At 30.5% G+C, this 23,046-nt stretch carries 23 protein-coding genes; 19 read left to right on the top strand and 4 right to left on the bottom strand.

The features are described 5' to 3' along the window. Nucleotides 1-70 precede the first annotated feature (70 nt). The 3 genes from L8X40_RS00560 to L8X40_RS00550 are packed head-to-tail and all read left to right on the top strand — an operon-like array spanning nucleotide 71 to nucleotide 2,934. Entirely contained in the window at nucleotides 71-1,201 is a 1,131-nt protein-coding gene (locus L8X40_RS00560; RefSeq protein WP_214099891.1) for a DUF829 domain-containing protein, read from the top strand. 9 nt (nucleotides 1,202-1,210) lie between these two features. Further along, nucleotides 1,211-2,584 (top strand): cytochrome P450, encoded by a 1,374-nt coding sequence (locus L8X40_RS00555; RefSeq protein WP_263667081.1) that lies wholly within the window; start codon nucleotides 1,211-1,213, stop codon nucleotides 2,582-2,584. Continuing rightward, nucleotides 2,581-2,934: a membrane protein gene (locus L8X40_RS00550; protein WP_039627957.1), complete on the top strand. Its 354-nt coding sequence runs from the start codon at nucleotides 2,581-2,583 to the stop codon at nucleotides 2,932-2,934. Before L8X40_RS00555 ends, L8X40_RS00550 begins: the two co-directional genes overlap by 4 nt. On the opposite strand, the gene nusA is transcribed toward L8X40_RS00550, so the two are convergent. After that, nucleotides 2,931-4,022 carry a transcription termination factor NusA gene (nusA, locus tag L8X40_RS00545; protein WP_039617565.1) on the bottom strand — a complete coding sequence of 364 codons (1,092 nt, stop codon included), beginning with the start codon at nucleotides 4,020-4,022 and terminating at the stop codon, nucleotides 2,931-2,933. The genes L8X40_RS00550 and nusA overlap by 4 nt on opposite strands. 123 nt (nucleotides 4,023-4,145) lie before the next feature. Between nusA and L8X40_RS00540 the strand changes: the two genes are divergently transcribed. From L8X40_RS00540 to L8X40_RS00515, 6 genes are read left to right on the top strand one after another with little or no spacing between them, the layout of a single operon-like run. After that, nucleotides 4,146-4,388 carry an HP0268 family nuclease gene (locus L8X40_RS00540; protein WP_039617566.1) on the top strand — a complete coding sequence of 81 codons (243 nt, stop codon included), beginning with the start codon at nucleotides 4,146-4,148 and terminating at the stop codon, nucleotides 4,386-4,388. After that, entirely contained in the window at nucleotides 4,385-5,683 is a 1,299-nt protein-coding gene (gene miaB, locus L8X40_RS00535) for a tRNA (N6-isopentenyl adenosine(37)-C2)-methylthiotransferase MiaB (protein WP_263667080.1), read from the top strand. Before L8X40_RS00540 ends, miaB begins: the two co-directional genes overlap by 4 nt. Beyond that, complete coding sequence (locus L8X40_RS00530; RefSeq protein ID WP_087700341.1) at nucleotides 5,667-6,290, top strand: lysophospholipid acyltransferase family protein; 624 nt, start codon at nucleotides 5,667-5,669, stop codon at nucleotides 6,288-6,290. The genes miaB and L8X40_RS00530 overlap by 17 nt, the downstream gene beginning before the upstream one ends. Nucleotides 6,291-6,295: 5 nt before the next feature. Beyond that, nucleotides 6,296-7,261, top strand: coding sequence for a hypothetical protein (locus L8X40_RS00525; protein WP_263667079.1), 966 nt, complete (start codon nucleotides 6,296-6,298; stop codon nucleotides 7,259-7,261). After that, nucleotides 7,258-7,800 carry a hypothetical protein gene (locus L8X40_RS00520; RefSeq protein WP_087700345.1) on the top strand — a complete coding sequence of 181 codons (543 nt, stop codon included), beginning with the start codon at nucleotides 7,258-7,260 and terminating at the stop codon, nucleotides 7,798-7,800. Before L8X40_RS00525 ends, L8X40_RS00520 begins: the two co-directional genes overlap by 4 nt. Further along, nucleotides 7,797-8,336 carry a hypothetical protein gene (locus L8X40_RS00515; RefSeq protein ID WP_087700347.1) on the top strand — a complete coding sequence of 180 codons (540 nt, stop codon included), beginning with the start codon at nucleotides 7,797-7,799 and terminating at the stop codon, nucleotides 8,334-8,336. Before L8X40_RS00520 ends, L8X40_RS00515 begins: the two co-directional genes overlap by 4 nt. On the opposite strand, the gene L8X40_RS00510 is transcribed toward L8X40_RS00515, so the two are convergent. Then, on the bottom strand, nucleotides 8,323-9,114 hold the full coding sequence (locus L8X40_RS00510) for a membrane lipoprotein lipid attachment site-containing protein (protein WP_087700348.1): 792 nt from the start codon (nucleotides 9,112-9,114) through the stop codon (nucleotides 8,323-8,325). The two genes, L8X40_RS00515 and L8X40_RS00510, sit on opposite strands and share 14 nt — an antisense overlap. A gap of 72 nt (nucleotides 9,115-9,186) precedes the next feature. Here L8X40_RS00510 and lgt point away from each other — a divergent pair, with 72 nt between their 5' ends. The 6 genes from lgt to L8X40_RS00480 all read left to right on the top strand — a co-directional run bounded on the left by lgt (nucleotide 9,187) and on the right by L8X40_RS00480 (nucleotide 17,562). Beyond that, complete coding sequence (gene lgt, locus L8X40_RS00505; RefSeq protein WP_087700350.1) at nucleotides 9,187-10,002, top strand: prolipoprotein diacylglyceryl transferase; 816 nt, start codon at nucleotides 9,187-9,189, stop codon at nucleotides 10,000-10,002. 77 nt (nucleotides 10,003-10,079) lie between these two features. Then, nucleotides 10,080-10,859, top strand: coding sequence for a fumarate reductase cytochrome b subunit (locus L8X40_RS00500; RefSeq protein WP_074692639.1), 780 nt, complete (start codon nucleotides 10,080-10,082; stop codon nucleotides 10,857-10,859). Next, a complete protein-coding gene (locus L8X40_RS00495; RefSeq protein ID WP_039617579.1) occupies nucleotides 10,843-12,834 on the top strand; it encodes a fumarate reductase flavoprotein subunit in 1,992 nt (663 codons plus the stop codon). Before L8X40_RS00500 ends, L8X40_RS00495 begins: the two co-directional genes overlap by 17 nt. Next, entirely contained in the window at nucleotides 12,827-13,552 is a 726-nt protein-coding gene (locus L8X40_RS00490) for a fumarate reductase iron-sulfur subunit (protein ID WP_012661078.1), read from the top strand. Before L8X40_RS00495 ends, L8X40_RS00490 begins: the two co-directional genes overlap by 8 nt. Further along, entirely contained in the window at nucleotides 13,530-15,755 is a 2,226-nt protein-coding gene (locus tag L8X40_RS00485; protein ID WP_263667078.1) for a dynamin family protein, read from the top strand. The genes L8X40_RS00490 and L8X40_RS00485 overlap by 23 nt, the downstream gene beginning before the upstream one ends. Further along, complete coding sequence (locus L8X40_RS00480) at nucleotides 15,745-17,562, top strand: dynamin family protein (protein WP_263667077.1); 1,818 nt, start codon at nucleotides 15,745-15,747, stop codon at nucleotides 17,560-17,562. Before L8X40_RS00485 ends, L8X40_RS00480 begins: the two co-directional genes overlap by 11 nt. Here L8X40_RS00480 and L8X40_RS00475 read toward each other — a convergent pair. Continuing rightward, on the bottom strand, nucleotides 17,552-18,136 hold the full coding sequence (locus tag L8X40_RS00475; protein ID WP_263667076.1) for an NAD(P)H-dependent oxidoreductase: 585 nt from the start codon (nucleotides 18,134-18,136) through the stop codon (nucleotides 17,552-17,554). The genes L8X40_RS00480 and L8X40_RS00475 overlap by 11 nt on opposite strands. Before the next feature lie 230 nt (nucleotides 18,137-18,366). Between L8X40_RS00475 and L8X40_RS00470 the strand changes: the two genes are divergently transcribed. The 4 genes from L8X40_RS00470 (at nucleotide 18,367) to L8X40_RS00455 (ending at nucleotide 21,824) form a co-directional block, all read left to right on the top strand. Beyond that, nucleotides 18,367-19,095, top strand: coding sequence for a gluconate 2-dehydrogenase subunit 3 family protein (locus tag L8X40_RS00470; RefSeq protein ID WP_263667075.1), 729 nt, complete (start codon nucleotides 18,367-18,369; stop codon nucleotides 19,093-19,095). Nucleotides 19,096-19,098: 3 nt separating this feature from the next. Continuing rightward, nucleotides 19,099-20,820 carry a GMC family oxidoreductase gene (locus L8X40_RS00465; RefSeq protein WP_263667074.1) on the top strand — a complete coding sequence of 574 codons (1,722 nt, stop codon included), beginning with the start codon at nucleotides 19,099-19,101 and terminating at the stop codon, nucleotides 20,818-20,820. A gap of 225 nt (nucleotides 20,821-21,045) precedes the next feature. Then, nucleotides 21,046-21,375: a MarR family transcription factor RrpA gene (rrpA, locus tag L8X40_RS00460; RefSeq protein ID WP_087700365.1), complete on the top strand. Its 330-nt coding sequence runs from the start codon at nucleotides 21,046-21,048 to the stop codon at nucleotides 21,373-21,375. Then, complete coding sequence (locus L8X40_RS00455) at nucleotides 21,372-21,824, top strand: lipocalin family protein (RefSeq protein ID WP_263667073.1); 453 nt, start codon at nucleotides 21,372-21,374, stop codon at nucleotides 21,822-21,824. Before rrpA ends, L8X40_RS00455 begins: the two co-directional genes overlap by 4 nt. Here the strand turns inward: L8X40_RS00455 and L8X40_RS00450 are convergent. Beyond that, on the bottom strand, nucleotides 21,821-22,903 hold the full coding sequence (locus tag L8X40_RS00450; protein ID WP_263667072.1) for an NAD(P)-dependent alcohol dehydrogenase: 1,083 nt from the start codon (nucleotides 22,901-22,903) through the stop codon (nucleotides 21,821-21,823). The two genes, L8X40_RS00455 and L8X40_RS00450, sit on opposite strands and share 4 nt — an antisense overlap. Between the last annotated feature and the right edge of the window lie 143 nt (nucleotides 22,904-23,046).

Raw genomic sequence — 23,046 nt, 5'->3', positions numbered from 1 at the left:
ATAAGCATTTGACAAAGATAACAACTTTAGCTATATTTTTAAATTCATTTTGAGTTTATTTGGGATTTTAATGGATAAATTGTGTCAAAAAAGAGATGTTTTTTATATAGCTGGTTATGATCCTAGAGGATATAGGCATTATTATGCTATGTTTAAAAAAAATTTAGCTGAGCAAAATACACTTTTAAATTATGATTATACTTTATCAAAAGCTCAAGTTAATGCATATGCTTTTTGGCAAATTCAAACTCCATATACAAACACCACTTATACTTTTTTAAGCTGGAATGATATAGTCAAAAAAAATTGGTCAGAAGGTATAAAAGATGCTTTGAGTGATTGCTATAGTTTTTTTAGAATTTATACTATAACAGGGCTTTTTTTAAAATTTGGCAAAGAATCCCCGCACCAACTCATCACAGGCTATTATCCATTTTTTTATGTACTTTTGAGTTTGATTTTTACTTTAGTTTGTGCTTTTGGAAGCTTGTTTTATTTGCAAAATTTTCATACTGTTTTGGGAATTTTGGTTTTTATTTTATCATTAGTATTTTTGCCAAAAATGCTTTATAAACTAGGCAAGAAATTAGCTGTTTTTTGGATAGCTAGAATTTGTTCTTTTTGTGCAAACTGGGAGAAAAATTCTCAAGGTGAACTTGAATTAAGAATGGATGATTTTGCTAGAGTTATTTTTGAAAAACTAAAAGAAAATGCAAATGATAAAAACTATGAGCTCATCTTAAGCACACATAGCGTAGGAACGGTGCTTTGCATAAATGTTTTAGCAAAAGTGCTTAGAAAATGTGAAGATGAAAATATATCTTTTGAAAATTTAAAAGTCTTAACTTTAGGTGAATGCATACCTTTAGTAAGCTATCAAAAAAAATCTTTTGAGTTTAGAAAAGATTTAGAGTATTTAGGAAGTAAAAATTTAATATGGTATGATTTTACTTCTATTATCGATGGGGCTTGTTTTGCACAAGTTGATTTCATACGCACAAGCGGAGTAAAAGCACAATTTAGTCCAAAATACCTTTCGGCTAAATTTCATACCTTATATAAAAGCATAGATTATAAAAAAATCAAAAAAGACAAATATAAAGCACATTTTTTATATTTATTTGCCACGCAAATTCAAGGGGTATATAACTTTTTTGAATTTATCATAGGTAAAAATAAATTAGAAGAAAAAATCAAATAGGAGAAAAACATGGGTCAGTGTCCTTTTCATCCAAAGCCTTATAAAAATAAAGCTTCTACATTAACTACTTTTTTACTAAAAAGAAGATCATGGCTTGATGGGCTTTATGAGCGAAGCTATAAGATGATGATGGGTAGAGTAAAAATGCCTGGATTTGATCTATATGTAGTAAATGATCCAAAAGAAGTTAGACGCATTATGGTAGATGAGGTTAGAGAATACCCAAAAAGCCAACTTTTACATGAACTTTTAGAGCCACTTTTAGGTATAAGCATTTTTACAACTAACGATAGAGTATGGGAAAAGCAAAGAGAGCTTTTAAGGCCTTCTTTTGAAATGACAAGGATTTCTAAGGTTTTTGATTTGATGAGTGAGGCGGCTTCTGATATGATGGCAAGATTTGCAAAATATGAAGATAAAGCAGTTATAGAAGTAGATGAAGCTATGACTTTTGTAACTGCAGATGTGATTTTTAGAACTATCATGTCATCAAAACTTAATGAGCAAAAAGGTAAACTTGTTTTGGATGCTTTTGTAACTGTGCAAGAAGAAACAGTTAAAACAGCTATGCGAAGAATGTTTCGCTTCCCAACTTGGCTTTCAAATCTTTTGGGCGAGAGAAAAAGACTTAAAGCGGGTGGAGTAATACGTAAGGTTTTATCAGATATTATAAAACCAAGATATGATAATGCCCTAAATGATCAAGGAAAATATGAAGATATTTTATCATCATTGCTTATGGTGGTAGATGCAGATACTAATGAGAGATTTTCTTTTAATGAAATTTTAGACCAAGTTGCCATGCTTTTCTTAGCAGGCCATGAAACTACTGCAAGCTCGCTAACTTGGACACTATATATTTTAAGTATTTCTTCAAATGAGCAACAAAAAGCTTATGAAGAAATCATGCAAGTTGCGGGTGATGAGGAGTTTAAAATAGAACATATTAGAGCAATGAAATATCTTACAAATGTGTTTAAAGAAAGTTTAAGACTTTATCCACCAGTTGGTTTTTTTGCTAGAGAAGCAAGAAATGAAAGCAAAATGAGAGATAAACTTATTAAAAAAGGTTCAGGCGTAGTAGTAGCTCCATGGCTTATCCATAGACATGATAGTTTTTGGGAAAATCCACATGAGTTTGATCCAAGTCGCCATGAAGACAAAAGCAAGATTAAAAAAGACACTTATATGCCTTTTGGTATGGGAGAGCGTGTGTGTATAGGGCAGGGCTTTGCTATGCAAGAGGCTGTTTTGATTTTAGCTAATATTTTAAGGACTTATAAGTTAGAATTAGAAGAAAATTTTGTACCTGATATTGTAGGAAGACTAACTATAAGATCAGCAAATGGTATGAATATAAGATTTATAAAAAGGCAAAAATGAAAGAAAAATTAGCAGGAACCATACTACTTTGTGCTATCGTTCCTTTAGCAGTGATTAGTTATCTTTTTATTGTTATAGTGGGTACTTTTGGTAATCCTGCTAGGGTTAGACAAGGTGTGAGAGCGCTTGATCATTTTGTCAATGCTACTTTGTTTAATGGCTATGCTTGGGAGTCTTTATCATCTCATGCTTGGAGAGAACGCGATAAAAGATGGGCTAAAATAGTTATTAAAATCACAGATTTTTTTGATAAAAATCACTGCCAAAAGGCAAATAAAAGAGAACAACCTATAGTAGATTTAGTTTTAGAAAGAAAGCTTACCGAACAAACCGTCGGCAAGCAGCTTTAATTTTCTCCAAATAAAGCTTTAAGGTTTTTAAACGCTTCTTCTTGGTTATTAGTTTTGTCTTCATTATTTACTTCATTAAGCTCTATCTCATATCCAAGAAGCATGCTAGCTAAGCGTATATTAATACCACTTTTTCCTATGGCTTTGCTTTTTTGTTCGCTATTTAGCGTTACAATGGCTTTTTTATCTTCAATACTAACTGAGTTTATAATGGCTGGAGCTAGGCTTCTAGTGATTAAAATTGCCATTTCATTAGAATACTCAATGCAGTCAATATTTTCATTTTTTAATTCTTTGCTTACAGCATTGATTCTAACTCCTTTTATACCCACAGTTGCTCCTACTGCATCAACGCTTGGGCTATTAGCTTGTAAGATGATTTTTGCTCTCTCGCCCGGAATTCTTGCACTTGCATAAATATTTATAAGACCATCTTTGATTTCAGGAACTTCAGCTTTTAGTAAAGCTTCTAAAAATTTTGGGCTAGTTCTACTAAGCTCCATTCTCATACCCGATTTATCAATATATACATGTCTAATAACAGCTTTAATCACATCACCTACTTTAAATTTTTCACCTTTGATACGATTTTTTCTAGGTAAATATGCACGAAACTCATCAATTTCTACATAAGTATTTTCTTCACTATCTACTCTTACTACGCTACCAAAAACCATATGTCCTACCATTTTTTGGTATTTTTCATAGATTTTTTCTTCTAAGAGTTTTTGAATGTTATATTCTAATTCTTTATGTAAGATATTTACAGCAGTGCGACCTAAATTTTCTAAAGAACACTCATAAGTTAACTCATCGCCAATTTCTACATCTTTAGCTTCAGCCCTTGCTTTACTTAAAGCGATAAAATGCTCATTTTCATTTTCTAATCTTTCATCATTATCAGCTACTACGATGATTTTTTGATAAAGTTGTAAATTTTTACCTGAATCAACAAAAAATTCATACTTATCACCATAAATTTTCTTAGCAGTATTAATAAGTGCTTTTTTAACTCTTTCTCTTACATCTTCTATTTGTAAATTTTTCTCATTAGCAATGGATTCAATTATATCTGTGATTTTTTCCATAATGACAATACAACCTTAATTTTGGATTTTAAAAGTTTGAAGAATAAAATTATATCTTTAATAAGTTTAATTAAAAGTAAAATTTGATATAATTTCAGATTAAAAAAACTTGAGGATGATGATATGGATTTAAAAATAGCAAGAACCTCTGTTGATGAAAAGCCAAAAAGTATAAGTTTGGAAAGTATTGAAAAGGCTGTAGATAAAGAAGGTCAAAAATTTTTCTATTTTGATAAAGACAATGCGCATAAGCAATTAATTGCTTTAGTAGAGCATTTTGAAAAAAAAGGAAAATGTGTTTATCATAGAACGATCAAATATGGTTTAGATGATACAGATTTTATGTATGAGGTACACATTCTTTGAGTAAAAAACTTTTTATACAAACTTTAGGTTGTGCTATGAATGTGCGTGATTCAGAGCATATGATAGCCGAACTTAAAGAAAAAGAAAATTATGAATTAACTCAAGATGCAAAAGAAGCAGATTTGATTTTAATCAATACTTGCTCAGTGCGTGAAAAACCTGTACATAAGCTTTTTTCGGAAGTTGGAAGCTTTGAAAAAATCAAAAAAAATGGAGCTAAAATAGGAGTTTGTGGTTGTACTGCTTCGCATTTAGGAGATGAGATTTTTAAGCGCGCTCCAAATGTGGATTTTGTTTTGGGCGCTAGAAATGTTTCTAAAATTACAAAGGCTGTAAATACGCCAAAATTTTTAGGTAATGATATAGATTTTGATGAGAGTAATTATGCTTTTGCGGATTTTAGAAATAGTCTTTATAAAACTTTTATTAATATCTCCATAGGTTGTGATAAGCATTGTACTTATTGTATAGTGCCACACACAAGAGGAGATGAAATTTCTATACCTTTTGAGATTATTAAAAATGAAGCACTAAAAGCTGTTTCTAAAGGTGCTAAAGAGATTTTTTTATTAGGGCAAAATGTTAATAATTATGGTAAAAGATTTTCTAATACACATGAAAAGATTAATTTTTCAGATCTTTTGGAAAAGTTAAGTGAAATCGAAAGTTTGGAGCGTATCCGCTTTACAAGCCCACATCCATTGCATATGGATGATAGATTTTTAGAAGTTTTTTCTAAAAATCCTAAAATATGTAAGTCTATGCATATGCCTTTACAGAGTGGTTCAAGTGAAATTTTAAAAGCTATGAAACGCGGTTATACTAAAGAGTGGTATTTAGATAGAGCATTGAAATTGCGTTCTATGTGTAAAGATGTGAGTATTTCTACTGATGTGATTGTGGCTTTTCCAGGAGAGAGCGATAAAGACTTTGAAGATACCATGGATGTGCTTGAAAAAGTGCGTTTTGAGCAAATGTTTTCTTTTAAATACTCTAAAAGACCACTAACTAAAGCTGCAACTATGCCAAATCAAATTCCTGATGATATAGCTTCAAAACGCTTGAGTATTTTACAAGCAAGACATACAGAAATTTTAGATGAAATTGTTGCAAAGCAAAAAGATAAAGAATTTGAAGTTTTATTTGAAGAATTAAGAAGCGAAGGTTTTGTAGCAGGTAGAAGTGATAATAATTTTTTGATTCAAGTTAAAGGTAGTGAAGAGTTATTAGGACAAATGAAAAAAGTAAAAATCACCAATCCTAGACGTATGGTGTTAAATGGCGAAATCCTTTAAGATTAATCTTTTAGCTTTTGGAATTTTTTTATTACAATGGTTAATTTTTTTAACTTGTAGAAAGGTTTATTTAGGACAAAAGCTTCCAAAAAGATCGTGTGTGATACTTTTTTGGCATGGGCGTCTTGCTCTCATGCCTTTTGCTTATCGTAAGATGGGCATTAAAGGAAAAAAAGCTTATGTGATGATTTCACATCATAAAGATGGGGAAATCATTGCTAGAAATATTGCTTTGTTTGGTTTAGATACTCTAAGAGGTAGTACAAGTAAAGGTGCTTTGGCTTTGCTAAAACAATCTTTTAAAATTTTAGATCAAGGTGATGATGTGATTATTACTCCAGATGGCCCAAGAGGACCTTATCATAGTGTTTCTGATGGTTCTGTGATGATTGCTTTGAAAAAAAATGCTCCACTTTTTTTACTAAATTATGAGGCAAGTTCCTTTTGGGAATTTAAAAGTTGGGATAAAATGATTTTACCTAAACCTTTTTCTAAAATTACTTATAGATTGAGTAAAGAAATAAAAATACAAAATTTAAATTTAGAAGAAGCTAAAGTATTGATAAAAGAAAAATTTGATATGATAAGTCAAATAGATAAAGGATAAACATTATGTTATCTTTTTTTAGAAAATATATTTTACAGCTTTTAATTAGTATTTGTTATGATGAAAAACGGTATATTATAAGATGTCATACTTGGAAAAAATCTCAGCCTATTGATACTTTTGAAAAGAGCTTTGAAGATAAAGAAAAAGCTATAGAATATGTTAAGAATTTAGTTAAAGATTTTCAAATTTATTATATTTGTGCTTTTTTTACTCCTATTGCTCAAGGAGTAGTGCCAAGTTTAAATTTTAAGGAACTTTCTAAATTTGGTGTAGATGCGAATAGTGTTAAATGCATTTCTTTTAGCAATAGTTTGTTGTATGTTTCTCATAGTTCTTTAAAATCTTACCAAGAAGATTATGAGGTTTTTGGTGGTTTAGATTTACTTTATTCACCTTTTTCTTTACTTTATTATTGTATAACAAATAGAGGTTTTGAAGAAAAAATAGGCCTTTATGTGTATAGATACCATGATTTTGTTGCGATGTTAATTTGTAAAAATGAAACTATATTATTTGGAAGCTATTTTAATATAGCAAGTCAAAATTATGATGAAGATGATTTTTTTGATGATATTAAAGAAGAATTTGACTTACAAATTGATGATGAAAATCAAGAAGAAGAAAATGAACAAAATTATGATTTAAAAAGTTTAGAAGAAATGAGTCAAGAGCTTGATAAACTTGAAGAATTAGAAGATGAAAAAGAAGATAGACCTATAAATTCTTTAGAAAATTTTAGTTCTGATATGAAAATGATAGAATATATTATTTCAAGTGTTAAAGAATTTTATCATAATCCTTTATATGAAAATAGTTTTTTAGAAGAGATTGTGATTTTTGATGAAGAAAGTTTTAGTTCAACCTCTTTAGATTATTTAGAGAACGAGCTTTTTATCAAACCAAAAATTGAATTTGTAGATACTTTAAATTTAATGAATGATCTCATGGTGAAGGATTTAAGATTATGAGATATAGTTTAATTAAACCTAAGACAAAGCCAATTTTTAATCTTTTTACCAGAATTTGGATTTATTTTACAAGTATTAGTGTAGCTTTAATTTTTCTATTATTCATAATACTAGTTTTTAAAAATTATTCTACACGGCTACAACTAGATAATAAAAAAGAAGAATTGATTCAAACTATAACTCAAATTAATGCTGGTAAAATTAAATACAAGGAGTTGTTGAGACAAAATGATAAAGTAGAATTGATTTTGGGTAGTTTGACAAAAGAAAATAGAGAAGGTAAAAATAAAACACTATTAAAAAGTATACAAAACCTTTTTGCATTAGTTCCCAAGGATATTTCTCTTGATGAGGTTTTAATGGAGAATAATTCTTTAATACTAAGAGGTATTACACCTTCAAAAGAAATGTTCGCATTGTTATTGGAAACACCTTTAAGAAGTATTTTTTCAAGTTCTCAGGTTAGCTATTATCAATTAGAAAATGGTTGGTATCGTTTTGTTAGTGTTAATATTACCATACCAGAGGAAAATTTATGAATAAAAATGATAAAAGCTTAGAAGAAGCAGATGTATTAAAAATATTAATTTATTCTTTTTCTTTTATTGGACTTTGTGCATTATTGATTTTATTTTTAATTATGCCTTTTTTAAAAGATTATAAAATTGAACATTCAAAATTAGCTAAACAACAAATTCAAAATACTAAAGCTTTACATGAATTACAAGCTTTGGAGAAAGTTATTGCTGATTTTCAAAATGCTAATATGCAAAATTTAAATCAAATTAGTACTGATTTTTCTCAAAAAGAATTAATGAATTTTATGAAAAATTATTTTGATGATATAAAAATTAATCTTATTCCTATACAAAAAGAATCGGAGTATTTGAAATATCAATTTGGAGTTAATGTGAAAATGAAAAAACCTCAAGCTTTTTATTCTTTCTTAAATGACCTGAGAAATTATAAAAATTTAATCGAAATTTCAACTCCGATAGAATTTAAAGCAGAGGAAAAGCATATTAACTTAAAATTTAGAATTAAAGTATTTTATGCATCACCTATTCAAAAATAATTACTTCATTATTTTGATAAGGAGTAACTTCTTCTTTATTGCTTTGTTTTGCATCTTGAACTTCTGAGTTTTTTTGTGCTTTTGGCTCTTCTTTGATTTCTTTGATGTTAGTTTTTAAACTAGATGTGATTTCTTTATAAAAAGCAACAAAAACTTTATCAATTTCTAAAGCACTTGCTGCAAGACTTTCATTAAGCTGAGTAGGAACAGCACTGTATACCTCTCTAAAGCTTTCTATGCTTGCTTGACCTTTTATAGGATAATTTAAGATAATAGGATCGTTTAATTTTGCTGAGCTTGTTGTGCTTTGGAAAGTATCTTCTTGATGTAAATTATTTAAATGACTTTGAGCTTCTAAAATAATCATAAAAGAAGACTCTACACTATCACCTCTAAGACTTGAATTTCTTGTAACCTTATCTTCATATAAATTAGCATTAATAACTATATTAAAGGCATAATCAGGATTTTCATTATCTATAATATATCCTTTACTTTGAAGCAATACTTTGCTATCTTCTAAAAGTTGTTTTTTGAGTAATTCTAGGCTTTTATTGATTCTTTGATTTAGAGTAGATTGCTCAAAATATGAACTATAAAAAGTACTTTTTATAATTTCTACATTATTGATTTTGACTTTAGGGTTATTAGCATTTGTGTGGTTGTGTTCTTCAAAAGTGCTTTTAAAATTTGGCATAGAAATATAATATGTTTTTTGATTACCAGTGCAAGCACTTAAAAATAAGATTATGCTAAAAAATAATAATATTTTTTTCATTTTCTCTCCTTGCGATTTTTATAATTATAACAATTTTTTGCTATATTATATGTTTTATAATAAAGGCTTTTTATGGAATTTTGGCAAAATATTTATGCAAATTTTGATGTGGTAGCTTTTGAAATTTTTGGTTTAAAAGTGCATTGGTATGGCATTATGTATGTGCTAGCTTTGCTCGTTGCTTTAATGGTTGCAAAATACTATGCGATTAAAGACAATATGGGAATTTCTAAAGCTATGCTTGATAGCTATTTTATATGGGTAGAAATAGGGGTGATTTTAGGTGCAAGAATAGGTTATATTTTAATTTATGATGCACATACTTTATGGTATCTTACACATCCTTGGCAAATTTTTAATCCTTTTTATAATGGAGAATTCGTAGGGATTAGGGGTATGAGTTATCATGGTGCTGTTGTGGGATTTTTGATAGCAACTTATGCCTTTTGTAAAAAAAATAAGCAAAATTTATGGAAATATCTTGATTTGGTAGCTATTAGTGTGCCATGTGGTTATATTTTTGGCCGTATTGGAAATTTCTTAAATCAAGAATTATTTGGTAGAACTACAGAAGCACCTTGGGGTATTTATGTAGATGGAATATTGCGTCATCCATCGCAGCTTTATGAGGCATTTTTAGAAGGTTTTGTAGTTTTTGCTATTTTACTACTAATAAAAAAATATAAAAAATACAATGGAGAATTAATTGCTTATTATACGATTTTGTATGCTCTAGCACGCTTTGTATGTGAGTTTTTTAGAGAGCCTGATTTTGGTATAGGCTTTGTTGCTTTTGGTATGAGCATGGGTCAAATCTTAAGCTTATTAATGTTCTTATTAGGACTAATTTTATCTTTTTATTTAAGAAATATTAAAAAAAATTTATAAATTTTTATTTATTTTAAGAATAAAAGTTCTATAATTGCTCCGATATTAAAACTTATCAACTTTTAAAAGGAGTAAATATGAGCCAACTCATTGAAGGTTTTTTAGGCAAGAGTGTTGATGGCAAAAAAAGTAAAATGCCAGCAAAACTTGACTATATTCAAAGTGCAACAGGCTTAATCTTAGGTTTGTTTATGTGGGCACATATGTTGTTCGTTTCTACCATTTTGGTTAGTGATGATTTTTTTGATTCAGTGGTTCACTTTTTAGAACTAAAATTTATCATTAATAGCCCTATGATGAGCTACATCACTTCTTTCTTAGCTGCCTGTGTTTTGGTTATTTTCTTTGTGCATGCAGGTCTTGCAATGAGAAAATTTCCTATTAATTTCAGACAATACCAACTTTGTAGAACACACTTAAAATATATGAATCATGGCGATTCTTCTTTATGGTGGGTCCAAGCTGCAACTGGTTTTGTAATGTTTTTCTTGGGTTCTGCACACTTAATTTTTATCATTACTAATGCAGATAAGATTAGTGCTGATATGTCAGGTGATAGAGTAGTAAGCCATTTTATGTGGTTATTTTATATTGCATTATTAATCTGTGTTGAATTACATGGAAGTATTGGTCTTTATAGATTATGTGTAAAATGGGGTTGGTTTGAAGGAAAAGATGCAAAAGAAAGTCGTAAAAAACTTAAAAAAGCAAAATGGTTTATTAGTATTTTCTTCTTAGTTTTAGGTGTATTAAGCTTGGCTGCTTTTGCAAAAATAGGCTTTAATAATTACCAAAACAACTCTGTGGCACAAATAGTAAAAACTTATGATGGAGCTAAATATGAACATACAATATAGTGATGCTTTAGTTATCGGTGGTGGTCTTGCAGGTTTAAGAGCTGCTATTGAAGTTGCAAAAAGTGGTCAAAGTGTAACTTTATTAAGTATTTGTCCGGTTAAAAGATCTCACTCAGCTGCTGTACAAGGTGGTATGCAAGCGAGTTTAGGAAATAGTGTTAAAGGTGAGGGAGATAATGAAGATGTGCATTTTGCTGATACAGTAAAAGGGTCTGACTGGGGCTGTGATCAAGAAGTTGCAAGAATGTTTGCACAAACTGCTCCAAAAGCTGTACGTGAGCTTGCTGCTTGGGGTGTACCTTGGACTAGGGTTACAAAAGGACCTAGAACTGTTGTTATCAATGCTCAAAAAACTACCATTGAAGAAAAAGAAGAAGCACATGGTCTTATAAATGCAAGAGACTTTGGTGGTACTAAAAAATGGAGAACATGTTATATCGCTGATGCAACAGGACATTGTATGTTATATGGTGTGGCAAATGAAGCGATTAAACATCAAGTTAAAATCATCGATAGAATGGAAGCAGTAAGAATTATCCATGATGGTAAAAAATGTCTAGGGGCTATCGCTAGAGATTTAACCAATGGAGAATTAATTGCTTATGTTGCTAGAGGAACTATGATTGCAACAGGTGGTTATGGTAGAATTTATAAACAAACTACAAATGCAGTAATTTGCGAAGGTACAGGAGCTGCTATCGCACTTGAGACTGGACTTTGCAGACTTTCAAATATGGAAGCAGTACAATTTCACCCAACTCCAATCGTACCAAGTGGTATCTTACTAACTGAAGGTTGTAGAGGTGATGGTGGTATCTTAAGAGATGTTGATGGTTACCGCTTTATGCCTGATTATGAGCCTGAGAAAAAAGAACTTGCAAGCAGGGATGTTGTAAGTCGTAGAATGATGGAGCACATTAGAAAAGGAAAAGGTGTAAAAAGCCCTTATGGAGATCATTTATGGCTTGATATTTCTATCCTTGGTCGTGCTCATGTTGAAAAAAATCTTCGTGATGTTCAAGATATTTGTAAGACATTTAATGGTATTGATCCTGCTGATGAGGGTCCAAAAGGTTGGGCACCAGTTTTACCTATGCAACATTACTCAATGGGTGGTATTAGAACTAAACCAACTGGCGAAAGCCAATGGTTAAATGGTCTTTTTGCATGTGGTGAAGCAGCTTGCTGGGATATGCACGGATTTAACCGCTTGGGTGGAAATTCATGTTCAGAAACTGTTGTTGCAGGTATGATTGTAGGGGATTATTTTGCACAATATTGTAAAGAAAATGGTAATGATATTGATACAAATATCGTTAAATCTTTCCTTTCTAAGGAGTATGATTACTTAAAATCTCTTGTAAGTAAAGAAGGAAAACATGATGTATTTGAAATCAAAAATAGAATGAAAGACATTATGTGGGAAAAAGTAGCTATCTTTAGAACAGGTCAAGGTCTTGAAGAAGCGGTTAAAGAGCTTGAAGAGTTATATCATAAATCACTTGATTTAAAAGTACATGATAAAGAATTAAAATGTGCAAACCCAGAGCTTGAAGAAGCTTATAGAGTTCCAAGAATGCTAAAAATTGCTTTATGTGTTGCTTATGGTGCGCTTTTAAGAACAGAAAGCCGTGGGGCTCATTATAGAGAAGATTATCCAAAAAGAGATGACTTAAATTGGATGAAAAGAACAAATACTTACTGGGTAGAAGGTGAAAGTATGCCTAGAGTTGAGTATGAAGATCTTGATATTATGAAAATGGAAATTCCACCTGCATTTAGAGGTTATGGTGCTAAAGGAAATATTATTGAAAACCCATTAAGCGAAAAACGTCAAGCTGAAGTTGATGCGATCCGTGAAAAAATGGAAGCAGAAGGCAAAGGTAGATATGAAATTCAACATGCTTTAATGCCTTATGAATTACAAGCTAAATTTAAAGCACCAAATCAAAGAATAGGAGTTGATTATGAGTAGAAAATTAACAATAAGAGCATTTAAATATAATCCATTAAGTAAAATTTCTAAGCCTCATTTTGTTACTTATGAGCTTGAAGAAACTCCATTTATGACGATTTTTGTGTGCTTAACTCAAATCAGAGAAAAAATGGATGCGGATTTGAGTTTTGACTTTGTATGTAGAGCAGGGATTTGCGGAAGCTGTGCTATGATGATTAACGGTAAGCCAAAACTTGCTTGCAAAACATTGACAAAAGACTATCCAGATGGCGTTATAGAACTTATGCCTTTACCTGCATTTAGACACATAAAAGATTTAAGTGTTAATACAGGTGAGTGGTTTGATGGTATGTGCAAACGCGTTGAAAGCTGGGTGCATAATGAAAAAGAAACAGATATTTCTAAACTTGAAGAGCGTATTGAGCCAGAAGTTGCTGATGAGACTTTTGAACTTGATCGTTGTATAGAGTGTGGAATTTGTGTTGCTTCTTGTGCAACTAAGTTAATGAGACCTGACTTTATCGCAGCTACTGGGCTTTTAAGAACAGCTAGATATTTACAAGATCCACATGATCACAGAACCATAGAAGATTTTTATGAATTAGTGGGCGATGATGATGGTGTATTTGGATGTATGTCTTTACTTGCATGTGAAGATAATTGTCCAAAAGAACTACCTTTACAAAGCAAAATCGCTTATATGAGAAGACAGCTTGTCGCTCAAAGAAACAAATAATCCTAGCCCCCAAGAAAAGGGGGCACTTAAAACCTTACTAAAACAAATTTGGCAAAATCATAGTGTTTATCTTGATACAAATACACTTTTTGATGAAAGTTTAATTGATGTTCAAAAAGCAGCAATTCTTTTAAGTACTAATCTTGATAATTATGAAAGATTTAGCGCTTTAAATGAATTTAAAAATTTGATGAAAAGTTTAAATTTACGCTTAGATCTTTATGGTATACAGTATGCACAGGTTTGTTTTATTAATGCTTTAAATTTGGGAATTTTAGACAAAAACGAGCTTTTAAAAGCCTTGGAAAAACTTCAAAAAATCACCGATAATACTTTAATATGTGCTTTTGTATCTAGGCAAAAAGTTATTCAAAAAGATTACAAGCAAGAAGTTAAAAACTCATATCAAACACTAGATCTCATTAATCAAAACTTACAAGAGCTTTGCGAGGATGAAAAAGCTCAAAAACTCTTACAAGAAGCTTTGGTTAAATTTAGCAATATTGATTTTTCTATCGCGGTAACGGGTGTGGTAAATGCAGGTAAATCAAGCATGCTAAATGCGCTTTTAAAAAAAGATTTTTTAGGTGTATCTAATGTGCCTGAAACTGCAAATTTGAGTGTTTTAAAATACGGCAAAGACCAAAAAGCTAAGATATATTTTTGGAATGATGAAGAATGGCAAGATATTTTAAAAAGCTCTAAAGATAATCAAGATATGCAAGAACTTATAAAACAATTAGAGCAAAATTTCAATCTAAATGAATATATTGAAAAAGAAAATAAAAATATAGAAATAAAAATTGAAGAATTAAAAAATTACACTAGTGCAAAAAACAAAATCTCAGCACTTATTAAAAAAATAGAGCTTTTTGCATCGCTTGATTTTTTAAAAGATAATGTTTGTATAGTTGATACTCCAGGACTTGATGATGTGATCATCCAAAGAGAGCTTTTAACAAAAGCGTATATAAGCAAGGCTGACTTTTTAATCCACCTTATGAATGCTTCTCAAAGTCTTAGCCAAAAAGATTGTGATTTTATTATAGAATGTTTGCTAACTTCAAGGGTAAGTAAGCTTTTGATTGTGCTTACTAAGGCTGACTTGCTTAGTCAAAAAGACTTGCAAGAAGTAATTAGCTATACTAAAAATAAACTCAAAGAAAATTTAGTACAAAAGCAGCTTAGCCAAGAATTATTAGATAATTTAGATTTTGCGTGTATCTCTTCAAAACTAGCCAATGATTTTTATCAAAAAAAAGGTGGAAATTTAGAACAAAGTAATATTTTAACACTAGAAGAACTTATAGCTAAAAGCTTATATGATAAAAACAAAATTGCTCTAAGTGCTTATAAAAAAGAATTATTATTACATTTAGAAAAAATAGAAGAAAAAATTAAATTTTCTAATAAAATGCTAAATTACGAAAGCTTTGAGCTTGATAAACAAAATCAAACTATTATCAATAATTTTAAAGTAAAAAAAGAAAAATTAATGCAAGTAAAAGCAGAACTAAGTGCTATTTTTAACACAAAAGATGAAAATACTCAAGAAATTTTAACACTTTTGCATTTACTAGCTAAAAAATTAAAAGAAAAACTTATAGATGAGTTAAAATATAATCAAAATAATAAAATCAAAAACAACACTCAAAGACTAAATACCATCATCGATACGACTTTAAAAGATGGAATTTTTGATCTTTTAAGAGAGCTAAAACAGCAAAGTGAGTATAAAATTAATGAGCTTAAAAACACTCTAAGTGTGAAATATGATTTTTTAAAAGCTATTTTAGAACAAAATTGTGATGATTTTAAAAGTAAGGTGGAAACAAAAATAGAAAGCATTTTTACCAATGATCTTTTTATGGCATTAAAAGCGGAACTTTTAAAAAATTTAGAATCCACGCAAGATATTTATAAACTAGAAAGCTCTTTAGAAAATCAAATTTTAGAAAAATTACAAACATTTAATATAGAAAAAATTGCCCTAGATTTAAAAAATAATCAAGAATTTTTTGCTAATTTAGAGCTTAGTTTAAATTTATATGAAAAAGAGCAAGAAGAACAAATCAAAGACTTAAAAGACTTGATTTTGCAAATAGAACAAAATGAACAAAATTCCAAAGAGTTTTTAGAAAAAAACAATACAAAATTACAAAGTTTAAAGACTTTAAAAACGGAGCTTTTAAATGCAAAATGATTTGATTAATGATTTTTTAAAAGCTTATGAAAATGCTTATTGTAAAAGCTTTGATGATAGTTTTGAAGGAAAAATCTTAGCAATCAAAAATGCATTTTTGGAACCAAGTTTGCATTTAAATGATGTCTTTTTAAAAGATCTTGAGATGATTATAGCTAGCTATAAAAGAGCCATCAATGTGGCTATTATAGGGCAATTTTCTAGTGGTAAATCTACGCTTTTAAATTTAATTTTACAAAAAGAATGCCTGCCAACAGGCGTGATTCCAGTGACTTTTAAGCCCACTTTTTTACGCTATGCTAAGGAGTATTTTTTAAGAGTTGAATATGAAGATGGCAGTGATGAGATTGTTGATATAGACGAACTTTCTAAATTTAGCGATCAAAGAAATGAGTTAAAAGAAACTAAAAGTTTGCACCTTTTTGCACCTATTGAGCTTTTAAAAGATATCACACTTATAGATACCCCAGGTTTAAATGCAAACACCACCGATACGCTAACTACTTTTAAAGAGCTTTCTTTTATGCATAGTGCTATTTGGCTTAGTTTGATTGATAATGCAGGTAAAAAAAGTGAAGAAGATGCTATAAAAGCAAATGCCAAGCTTTTAGAGCGTGGTGGGATTTGTGTGCTTAATCAAAAAGATAAGCTAAGTCAAGATGAGCTAGAAAATGTTTTAAATTATGCTCATTTAGTTTTTGATAAGTATTTTGAAAAAATCATCGCAATTTCATGCAAAGAAGCAAAAATTGATTTGCAAAAGTCAAATTTACCTTTGCTTTATGAGTATTTAAAAGAGCTTGATTATGAGCGTATTAAAAAAGATTTTATCAAAGAAAAACTTAGTAATTTATGCGAACTTTTATCAAATCAATATGATTTGTTTCAAAATGCACTAGAGCAATTAGAGCTTAAATTTAATACTATTTTGCAAACTTTCAAAGTAAGCAAGCTAGAGCAAAAAATAAAAATTTTAAATCATAATTGTTTAGATAAATTAAAACTTGTTGGAGAAAAAATTTCTCAAGAAATTTTAAAATTTATCAAAGAAAAAGATAGTAGTTATTATAAAGAAGCTAAGGGTTTGTTTAAGAAAAATCTTTATGAAAAAGTTGCTTATAAAGCGCCATATCTTTCAAGTGATGATGCGTTTTTGGCTATGTTTTATAATTCTGAAGCAATGAATAAGGAATTTAAAAGATTAAAAAATGAAATCGCTTTAGAATTTAGTCAAATTAAAGATGATTTTTCCTTATTTTTTACTCATTTAGAAGAGCAAATTTTGCTTTTTAAGGCTCAATTTTCAAATTTACAAAAAGAAAATGCCTTAGAAAGTGAAAAAGAATTTGCTAGTTTTAGAAGCTTTGCTAGTGCTAGTGAGGAGCTTTTTTTAAAAGATTTTAAGCAATTATTATTCAAAAGCCAACTTGAACTTGATCTATTTTTAGAAAAGCTTAATCTAAAAGCTTTGGCAAATTATGAAAGTGCTACTAAGCTTACTTTGGGATTTTTTAGCACTAAAATGAATGCAAGTAAAGAATTTTACGAGCTTGATAGTACTGAGTTTAGCTTGTATCATCCAAAAGCAAGTGAGGTGCATCAAAGAGTATTAACCGAGCTTAATGTATATGAATTTGAAGATTTACTTTTAAATAAGCCTGTAGTTTTAAAAATTTATAAAAATTATATGCAAAGCTTTAATGATTTTGTAGAAGCTAAAAGACAGATTATTTTGAATTTAAAAAGTGAATTTGAGGCTAAAAAATCAATGATTTCTAGCATCAAATCCCAAATTTCTAAGCTTTAAAAATTTTTTCTAGGTGTGTTTTGTAGTTGGTAAAATATTCTTGTATTTGAGGATTTTTGATTACATCATTTACTATGAAAGTAGGTAAAGCACTCATACCTAAGAACTCATGTGCTTTGTGAAAGTGTAAATACACTCCATCAACTCCGGTTCCATTAAAAAATTCATTCTTATCATCAAAAGCTTGCATTGGAGCATTCCAAGTTAGTGAAAGCATGTATTTTTTATTTTTTAAAAGCCCGCCTGTGCCATAATTCTTAGTAGGTTCATTATGACTTCTGCCATCGTTTTTATAAAATACTCCATGTCCTGCTGTGAAAACATCATCAATGTATTTTTTTACTATCCAAGGCTCACCCATCCACCAACCAGGCATTTGCCAAATCAAAACATCAGCATTTAGAATTTTTTCTACCTCATCGTTTGTGTTATAGCCTTGATCTATATGTGTTTGTTGAGTTTGTAAACCAAGTTCTTGTAAAGTTTTAAGTGCAAGCTCGTGTAAGCTTGTATTTAGTTTTCCTTTAGAATGCCCAAAATCTTTTGCACCATTTAATAATAATATTTTTTTCATATTCATCCTTTGTGTTTTTAGAAATTATAATTTAACTATAATTTTATGTCAATACTAAAATTTATGTAAGATACTATACTATAAGAAAGTGTAAAATAAATATGTTACTTTTTATGATTAATTTTTTTAAAATCATATAAAAATAGTATTATTTTTTTTATTTAAGACCATATTAAAAAAGCAAGGAATAGAATGGATATAATGATACTATCAACAAAAAGGAGGAAAATATGCAAGATAATGTCATTGATCGTAGAAATTTTTTTAAATTAAGTCTTTTGGGTGGTGGTGTGGTTGCTGCTAGCACTATGAGTGGTGGAGCTATATTGCATGCTGCAGAATTAACTCATGTGCATAAGAAAACACAGGGAAGCTCAAATAAAATAAGAGGAAAAATGTTTTTTCAAGTACAGACTGATTTTGATAATCTAAGCGCAGCGTGTGAGAGAATTTATCCAAAAGATGAGCAAGGTGATGGTGCTATAGGCTTAGGCGTGCCTTATTTTATTGACAATCAATTAGCTTCAGCTTATGGTTATAATGATAGAGAATATCTACAAGGACCATTTATAGAAGGAATTGCTGAGCAAGGTTATCAAACCCCAATGAAACGCAATGAGATTTTCTTAGAGGGTGTTAAAGCTTTGGAAATAATATCTCAAAAGCGCTATAAAAAAACTTTTTCATCTTTAAAAGGAGTTGAGCAAGATAAAATTTTAGTTGATTTAGAAAAAAATAAAATCGATTTCATAGGATTTAAATCTTCTGAATTTTTTACTCTTTTAAGGGATATGACAATAGCTGGAGTTTTGTCTGATCCAATTTATGGTGGTAATGATAATAAAAATGGTTGGAAAATGATGCAATATCCTGGTGCTCAAATGAGTTATATTGACAAGATTACAAGCGATGAGTTTTTTGACATAGAGCCTATGAGCTTAGCTGATATGGAAGGATAAATTATGGCAGAAGTATTAAAAAAAGCAGATGTGGTAACAGTAGGGGCTGGTTGGACAGGTGGTATAGTTGCAGCAGAACTTACCAAGGCTGGATTGACTGTCTTGAGCTTAGAGCGTGGTATGATGCAAACTACGGAAAATTTTGCGATGATTCACGATGAGTGGAGATATGGTATTAATTATGGTTTAATGCAAGATTGCTCAAAAGATACAGTAACTTTTCGCCATAATGTTAATGGTTTAGCCTTACCATATAGAAAAATGGGATCTTTTTTGCTTGGAAGTAATGTTGGTGGTGCAGGGGTTCATTGGAATGGTTGGACCTTTAGATTTTTACCTTATGATTTTGAGATTAAAACAAAAAGTTTTGAAAGATATGGCAATAAATTAGGTGATGATTATACTTTGCAAGATTGGGGTTTAACCTATAAAGATATGGAACCTTATTATGATAAGTTTGAAAAAACCTGTGGAATTTGTGGAGAAGAAAACCCACTTGCTGAAAAAATGGGTTTGTTTAGATCAAGTCCTTATCCGCAAGAACCTTTAGAAAACACTAAAATGCTTAAACGCTTCGAAAAAGCTGCAAAAGAAATGAAATTGCACCCATTTAGATTACCTGCAGCTAATTCAAAAGGCGGTTATACTAATCCAGATGGTCAAGATCTAGCTCCATGTCAATATTGTGCTTATTGTGAGCGTTTTGGTTGTGAGTATGGTGCTAAGGCTAGTCCTATCAATACTGTCATACCTAAAGCTATGAGCACAGGAAAATATACTATAAGAACTCATAGTAATGTTATAGAAATACTAAAAAAAGATGGCAAAGCTACAGGAGTTAGGTTTGTAGATACAAGAACTATGAAAGAATATATTCAGCCAGCAGATATTGTAGTGCTTACAAGCTATATGTTTAACAATGCTAAGCTTTTAATGGTAAGTGGTATAGGTGAACAATATGATCCAAACACAGGCAAAGGAACTTTAGGTAAAAACTATTGTTATCAAATCAATATGGGAACAACAGCGTTTTTTGATGAGCAATTTAATACATATATGGGTTCAGGTGCTTTGGGTACAACTTGCGATGACTATAATGGGGATAATTTTGATCACTCAAAAGAGAAGTTTTTACACGGAGCTATGATTTATAGTGTGCAACTTGGAAATCGCCCTATCCAATCAGCTCCGCTGCCAAAAGGAACTCCAAGTTGGGGAGCTGAATTTAAAAAAGCTTTAAATTATAATTTTACAAGAGCTATCACAGTAGGAGGACAAGGCGCATCTTTACCACACAAAAGCAATTATTTGAGTTTGGATCCAACCTATAAAGATGCTTTTGGAATGCCACTGGTAAGACTTACTTATAATTTTACAGATCAAGATCGTGCTTTGCATAAATTTATAACAGATAAAACAGCTGAAGTAGCTAAAAAAATGCAAGGAGTGAGATCGATTAAAAAAGGAGCTTATTTAAAAGATTATAGTATAGTGCCTTATCAATCTACACATAATACGGGTGGAACTACTATGGGTGCTAATCCTCAAACAAGTGTTGTTAATACTTATTTGCAACATTGGGATATGGATAATCTTTTTGTTGTTGGTGCGGGAAATTTTCAGCACAATAGCGGATACAATCCTACTGATACAGTTGGAGCTTTGGCTTATCGTTGTGCAGAGGGTATTTTAAAATATCATAAAAATGATAGACAATTAGTATAGATATACGTGAAGCATTTTGCTTCACGTATTATTTTTCGCTACTGTCTTTTTCTTTTTTCTTTTTCCACAAATGAAGCGCAACTCCACATGCACCACCAACAATAGCAGCAATGATAAGATTTGTGATGAAATCCATCGAAATCCTTTTTAATGTGTTTCATTTTGATAAAAAATGATTTTGGATTATAATATAAAAAAGCATAATACTATATTAAAGGAAAGTATATGGAAGAAAAGTGCGATTTTACAGAATGTGGGTTTAACTATACCTTGTCTTTGATTTCGGGAAAGTATAAGATGAGTGTTTTGTATTGTTTATTTCGCTATGAAGTTGTAAGATATAATGAGCTTAAAAGATATCTTGGCAATATTTCTTTTAAGACTCTAACGCATACTTTAAGAGAGCTTGAAAATGATGATTTAATCACGCGTAAAGAATACCCACAAATCCCTCCAAAAGTAGAATACCGCCTTGCTAAAAAAGGACAAAGTTTGATCCCTATTTTACAAGCGATGTGTGATTGGGGTGAGGCAAATCAAAAGGAAGAAAAATGATAGAATTATTAGATGGTATAAATTTAGAAAAATACATGGGTATATGGTTAGAAATGGCTAGAAAACCTGCATTTTTTCAAAAAACTTGCAAAAGTGCTAAGGCAGAATATGAGCTAGAGTATGAAGGCTCTACGCCTATAATTAAAGTCAAAAATATATGCACTAAAGAAAATGGAGAAATCTCTCAAGCAAATGGCAAAGCTAGGGTAAAATCTCCAAGGGCTTTGGCGGTTAAATTTGGTATATTTATGAATATTTTTAACAAGCCAAATTATGAGATTATTTACATTGATACAAATTATCAAGTTTCTATTGTAGGTAGTCCTGATAAAAAATATTTATGGATTTTATCAAGAGAGATTTTAGCAAAAGAGCAAATAAATTCTTTGCTTGAAATAGCCAAGCAAAGAGGTTTTGATACTAGCGATGTGATTTTTGATGAGTATTAATTTTCTGCACTCATATCGATTACATAGCGGAATTTGGCTTTTCCTGAAGTGAGATTTTCATAAGCTTTGTCAATCTCACTTGGTTTGATGATTTCAATTTCAGGATAAATTCCATGTTCTAAAGAAAAATCAAGCATTTCTTGAGTTTCTTTAATGCCCCCAATAAGCGAACCATATACTTTTTTACCTGCTTTATGTACAAAATGAATGATGTTAATGCTAGGACTTACTTCATGTGGAGGTAATCCTACTATAGCCATCTCACCACCAAATTTTAATAAATCCATATAAGCTAGCGGATCATAAGGGGTTGGTATGGTAGAGATGATAAGGTCAAATCTTTCTTTTACTACGCTTTTATCGGTACTAGTATAAAAATTACTCACTCCCATAGCTAGAGCTTCTGCTTTTTTGTTTTCATTTCTTGCAAAAACACTTACTTTTGCGCCCATTTTTACAGCATATTTTACTGCCATCATACCAAGCCCACCAAAACCTGCTACGGCTACACTTGAGTCTTCTTTGATATTTGAAAATTTAAGCGGTGAGTAGGTAGTAATGCCTGCACAAAGTAAAGGCGCTACTTTGTCAAGTGGTGCATTTTTTGGCACATTGATAGCAAATTTTTCACTTACTACGATGTTATTTGAGTAGCCTCCATAGGTGTTTTCATTATCATGAAATACATCTTTGCAGTTATAAGTGTAGATGGTTTTACCATTTTCGCAAAATTGTTCTTGAGATTTTTTGCATGCCTCGCATTCTCCACACGAGTTCACCATACACCCAACCCCAGCAAAATCACCTACTTTAAATTTACTCACATTTTCACCCACTGCGATGACTTCTCCTGCTATCTCATGGCCAGGTACGCAAGGGTAGGTTGCTTCGCCCCATTCGCTTCTTGCAGTGTGTATGTCGCTATGGCAAATTCCTGCGTATTTGATAGCGATTAAGATGTCGTTTTTGCCTACTTTATGGCGTGTAAATTCAAAAGGTGTGAATTTAGAATCTTTGCTAAGCATGGCATAACCTTTGCTTTTAACACGACCATTTTCTAAAAAGATTTTTGAGTCCATTTTCTCTCCTTTGTGATTTTTGAAATTATATTAAAGCTAGGTTTTTATTGCAATAGGGAAAATAAAGTAAGATACTATACTTAAGGTGCGTTTGAGGGTTTTGTAAAAAAACATATAATTTAACTACCGAGTTTTTCTCGGTA

Source organism: Campylobacter sp. CNRCH_2013_0855 (assembly GCF_025773025.1).
GTDB lineage: Bacteria > Campylobacterota > Campylobacteria > Campylobacterales > Campylobacteraceae > Campylobacter_D > Campylobacter_D jejuni_C.
This window is presented reverse-complemented; position numbering and strand designations above follow the sequence as displayed.

What these genes read in the sequence shown, in the direction of transcription:
- L8X40_RS00510 (WP_087700348.1), bottom strand. Translation starts at nt 9,114, where the DNA reads ATGAAAAAAATATTATTATTTTTTAGCATAATCTTATTTTTAAGTGCT.
- rrpA (WP_087700365.1), top strand. Translation starts at nt 21,046, where the DNA reads ATGGAAGAAAAGTGCGATTTTACAGAATGTGGGTTTAACTATACCTTG.
- L8X40_RS00480 (WP_263667077.1), top strand. Translation starts at nt 15,745, where the DNA reads ATGCAAAATGATTTGATTAATGATTTTTTAAAAGCTTATGAAAATGCT.
- L8X40_RS00465 (WP_263667074.1), top strand. Translation starts at nt 19,099, where the DNA reads ATGGCAGAAGTATTAAAAAAAGCAGATGTGGTAACAGTAGGGGCTGGT.
- L8X40_RS00490 (WP_012661078.1), top strand. Translation starts at nt 12,827, where the DNA reads ATGAGTAGAAAATTAACAATAAGAGCATTTAAATATAATCCATTAAGT.
- L8X40_RS00525 (WP_263667079.1), top strand. Translation starts at nt 6,296, where the DNA reads ATGTTATCTTTTTTTAGAAAATATATTTTACAGCTTTTAATTAGTATT.
- nusA (WP_039617565.1), bottom strand. Translation starts at nt 4,022, where the DNA reads ATGGAAAAAATCACAGATATAATTGAATCCATTGCTAATGAGAAAAAT.
- L8X40_RS00540 (WP_039617566.1), top strand. Translation starts at nt 4,146, where the DNA reads ATGGATTTAAAAATAGCAAGAACCTCTGTTGATGAAAAGCCAAAAAGT.
- L8X40_RS00470 (WP_263667075.1), top strand. Translation starts at nt 18,367, where the DNA reads ATGCAAGATAATGTCATTGATCGTAGAAATTTTTTTAAATTAAGTCTT.
- L8X40_RS00560 (WP_214099891.1), top strand. Translation starts at nt 71, where the DNA reads ATGGATAAATTGTGTCAAAAAAGAGATGTTTTTTATATAGCTGGTTAT.
- L8X40_RS00555 (WP_263667081.1), top strand. Translation starts at nt 1,211, where the DNA reads ATGGGTCAGTGTCCTTTTCATCCAAAGCCTTATAAAAATAAAGCTTCT.
- L8X40_RS00500 (WP_074692639.1), top strand. Translation starts at nt 10,080, where the DNA reads ATGAGCCAACTCATTGAAGGTTTTTTAGGCAAGAGTGTTGATGGCAAA.
- L8X40_RS00450 (WP_263667072.1), bottom strand. Translation starts at nt 22,903, where the DNA reads ATGGACTCAAAAATCTTTTTAGAAAATGGTCGTGTTAAAAGCAAAGGT.
- L8X40_RS00495 (WP_039617579.1), top strand. Translation starts at nt 10,843, where the DNA reads ATGAACATACAATATAGTGATGCTTTAGTTATCGGTGGTGGTCTTGCA.
- L8X40_RS00475 (WP_263667076.1), bottom strand. Translation starts at nt 18,136, where the DNA reads ATGAAAAAAATATTATTATTAAATGGTGCAAAAGATTTTGGGCATTCT.
- L8X40_RS00455 (WP_263667073.1), top strand. Translation starts at nt 21,372, where the DNA reads ATGATAGAATTATTAGATGGTATAAATTTAGAAAAATACATGGGTATA.
- L8X40_RS00520 (WP_087700345.1), top strand. Translation starts at nt 7,258, where the DNA reads ATGAGATATAGTTTAATTAAACCTAAGACAAAGCCAATTTTTAATCTT.
- lgt (WP_087700350.1), top strand. Translation starts at nt 9,187, where the DNA reads ATGGAATTTTGGCAAAATATTTATGCAAATTTTGATGTGGTAGCTTTT.
- L8X40_RS00530 (WP_087700341.1), top strand. Translation starts at nt 5,667, where the DNA reads ATGGCGAAATCCTTTAAGATTAATCTTTTAGCTTTTGGAATTTTTTTA.
- L8X40_RS00550 (WP_039627957.1), top strand. Translation starts at nt 2,581, where the DNA reads ATGAAAGAAAAATTAGCAGGAACCATACTACTTTGTGCTATCGTTCCT.
- L8X40_RS00515 (WP_087700347.1), top strand. Translation starts at nt 7,797, where the DNA reads ATGAATAAAAATGATAAAAGCTTAGAAGAAGCAGATGTATTAAAAATA.